Raw genomic sequence first — 2,921 nt, 5'->3', positions numbered from 1 at the left:
CTTTGGTCGCGGGGCTGTGGTGGCCGGCGGGCGTGCGTGGAGGGCTGCGGTGGCTGGTGGCCTTGGGGGTCGGGTCGTGGTGGCCGGTGGCTTTGGGAGCCGGGTTGTGGTGGCCGGTGGGTTCCGGTGTGTGGGCGTGGTGGCCGGAGGGCGTGTGCAGAGGGCTGCGGTGGCCGGCGGCCTCGGGGGTCGGGTTGTGATGGCTGAGGGCTTCTGGCGTGCGGCTGCGACGCTTGATGGCTCCGGGTGCCGGGGTGAGGCGGCCGGGGGCTCTCGGCGTGCGGCTGCGGCGGCCGGCGGCCTTGGGGGCCGGGTCGTGATGGCCGGTGGGTTCCGGTGTGTGGCCGGGGCTGGCGGGCGTGCGCCGGGGGGTGTGGTGGCTGGTGGCTCTGAGGGTCGGGTTGTGGTGGCCGGGGGCTTTCGGCGTGTGGCTGCGGTGGCCGGTGGCTTAGGGCGGGGGGCCGTTGTCGGCGGCGGCTCCGGGTGCGGGGCCTTCGTGGGACGCGGGTGTGCGGGCGTGTGGTGTGTGGGTGGATCGGCGTACGGAGGTCCGGGCGGACCGGGTGAGGACGGGAACGGACATGGGTGAACGGCACAGCGGCGACGGGCTGTCCGGTCGTCGGCGCGCGCACCCTCACGGCACCGTCGCCGCGCCGGCCGGTACCTCCCCGGGCGGCTCGGACCTGGAGACGCGGTTCGGTGCCGTACTGCGTGCCGAGAGCGTGGACCCCGAGGGCGAGCGCGCCGCCGTGGCCGCCTTCCGGGCCGCGCGCGAGGCGGGGGCGCACGACGCCCGGACCCGGGCCCGGGACGACTGGCGCCCCGGGCGCCCCCGACGCGCGCGCCGCTCCCTGCGGACCACCCTCTCGCTCGCGCTGGCGAGTCTCACGCTGGGCGGAGTCGCCGTCGCGGCGATCGGCTCGGCGGGGTCCGGGCGGGGCGCCGAGGGGCGGGACGCCTCCCGGTCCGCGCGGCCGTCGGCGAGCGTCCCGTCCGTCTCGGCGGGCGCCTCGGCCGACGGGGCGGCGGCCGGCCGGGGGGACCCGGGGTCCGCCGGTCCCTCGGAGCGGGCCGGGCGTCCGGCGACCACCCGGGACACCCTGGCCCGCTGCCGCGCCTGGGCACAGGCCGGCGAGCGGGGCGGCGCCCTGGAGGCGACCGCCTGGCAGCGGCTCGTCACGGCGGCGGGCGGCCGGGAGAAGGTCGCGGACTACTGCGCCGCCCAGGAGGCCCGCGCACAGGGCGAAAAGGCGGGTAAGCCGGGCGATTCCGGCAAGTCTGGCGAGTCCGGCAACTCCGGTGGCGCCGGCAAGGGCGAGGGCAAGGGCGAGACCAAGGGCGGCAGCCCCGGGAAGCCGGCGGGCGGCAAGCGCTAGGGCCGCGAGCCCATGGCCAGGCATGCGGTGAGGCGGCGCTCTCCGGTCACCGGCCTGGTCGCTCGCCGGGGGTGCCAGGACCGCTGCGGCGGCATCATGCAGATCAGGGCTCCGTCGATCAGCTCGGTGGCCGCGGTGCCTGGGGGAGGAAGCCAGAGGCAACGGCCGGGGCCGCCACCCCCCACAGGAGAGGCCCCGGCCGTCGCACGGACGAGCCGCGCGGGCCCGTACTCTCTTCAGCGCCGAGAGTGCGGTTTCTGTCACACCCGGCCACCGCCGGACCTCACCCTGCGCACATCCGAACCCGGTCACGAGTTAGTTGCATCTTCTACAGACATGGACGCGTAGCGGTTTCACGCCGTAACGTGCCTTTCGCGCCGATCGAAGACGGGCGTAAAGGGAGTACGGTGCTGGGGGACGACGCGGAGCTGACCGCCGCGGTGTGTGCGGCACAGAGCGGGGACGAGACCGCGTTCCGTACGGTGTACCGCGCGGTGCACCCCCGGCTGCTCGGATACGTCCGCACACTGGTCGGCGAAGCCGACGCCGAGGACGTCGCGTCCGAGGCCTGGCTGCAGATCGCCCGCGACCTGGACCGGTTCAGCGGTGACGCCGACCGGTTCCGCGGCTGGGCCGCCCGGATCGCCCGCAACCGCGCCCTGGACCACATACGCATGCGCGGCCGCCGCCCCGCCATAGGCGGCGACGAGACGGAGCTGACCGGCCGGGCCGCCGAGTCCGACACGGCCGGCGAGGCCATCGAGGCCCTGGCCACCGACAGCACCCTCTCTCTGATCGCCCGGCTCCCGCAGGACCAGGCCGAGGCGGTCGTCCTGCGCGTCGTCGTGGGACTGGACGCCAAGACCGCCGCCGAGACCCTCGGCAAACGCGCCGGCGCCGTCCGTACCGCCGCGCACCGCGGTCTGAAGCGGCTCGCCGAGCTGATCGGGAACGATCCGGAATCCGCGGGCGGACTCGACGCACTCCCGCCTCAGCGAGAACCGCGCAGCCGCGCGGTGACGTCCGCAACTGTGACGCATACGCGTGCGCGGACGCAGAAGGACATGTGATGGCCGACGAGCAGTACAAGTGGCTGAACCGGGAGACGGCGGAACGTCTGCTGCGCGGTGAGTCACTGGAAGCCGTCGACGCCTCCGTTCGTGACCAGGCCGAACGCCTCTCGCAGGCGCTCGGCGCGCTGTCCGCGGAGGCGGCCCCCGCGCCCGGTGAACTCCCCGGCGAGCAGGCCGCCCTGGCCGCGTTCCGCAAGGCCCGCGAGGCCGCCGACGCGGAGCGCACCGCCGCCGCCCACGCCCCCGCCGCTGCCCGCACCCCGGCACCCGGCGCCGACGCGGGCCTTGCGGAACGCGGCCAGGGCGGCCTGCTCGCCGGGGAGTTCACCGGGCGCGGGGGCCGCCTCCGCGGACAGCGCGCCGAGCGCCTGCGAGAGGCGTTCGGCCTGGTCACGAACGGAGGCGTCGACGGCTTCCAGTGACCCACCGCGCAGCAGACGGTCCGCCGTCCCCCGGTTCAGCCACTTGTACT

Annotated in this window: 3 protein-coding genes; all 3 read left to right on the top strand. The window is 76.0% G+C overall.

Annotated elements, in window-relative coordinates; all coding sequences use genetic code 11:
- Nucleotides 1–581: 581 nt before the first annotated feature.
- The 3 genes from CCN44_RS39705 to CCN44_RS47970 all read left to right on the top strand — a co-directional run bounded on the left by CCN44_RS39705 (nt 582) and on the right by CCN44_RS47970 (nt 2,871).
- Nucleotides 582–1,376 carry a hypothetical protein gene (locus tag CCN44_RS39705; RefSeq protein ID WP_086703975.1) on the top strand — a complete coding sequence of 265 codons (795 nt, stop codon included), beginning with the start codon at nt 582–584 and terminating at the stop codon, nt 1,374–1,376.
- Nucleotides 1,377–1,783: 407 nt separating this feature from the next.
- On the top strand, nt 1,784–2,446 hold the full coding sequence (locus CCN44_RS39700; protein ID WP_059252244.1) for an RNA polymerase sigma factor: 663 nt from the start codon (nt 1,784–1,786) through the stop codon (nt 2,444–2,446).
- Complete coding sequence (locus tag CCN44_RS47970; RefSeq protein WP_414820550.1) at nt 2,446–2,871, top strand: hypothetical protein; 426 nt, start codon at nt 2,446–2,448, stop codon at nt 2,869–2,871. The genes CCN44_RS39700 and CCN44_RS47970 overlap by 1 nt, the downstream gene beginning before the upstream one ends.
- The last annotated feature ends 50 nt before the right edge of the window (nt 2,872–2,921 follow it).

Source organism: Streptomyces tricolor, from assembly GCF_002155905.1.
In the GTDB taxonomy this organism is placed as follows: domain Bacteria; phylum Actinomycetota; class Actinomycetes; order Streptomycetales; family Streptomycetaceae; genus Streptomyces; species Streptomyces tricolor.
The sequence above is the reverse complement of the archived record's forward strand: the minus strand, read 5'-3'. Positions and strand labels throughout refer to the sequence as shown.

Coding starts and splice junctions, on each gene's coding strand:
- CCN44_RS39705 (WP_086703975.1), top strand. CDS start 582: ATGGGTGAACGGCACAGCGGCGACGGGCTGTCCGGTCGTCGGCGCGCG.
- CCN44_RS47970 (WP_414820550.1), top strand. CDS start 2,446: ATGGCCGACGAGCAGTACAAGTGGCTGAACCGGGAGACGGCGGAACGT.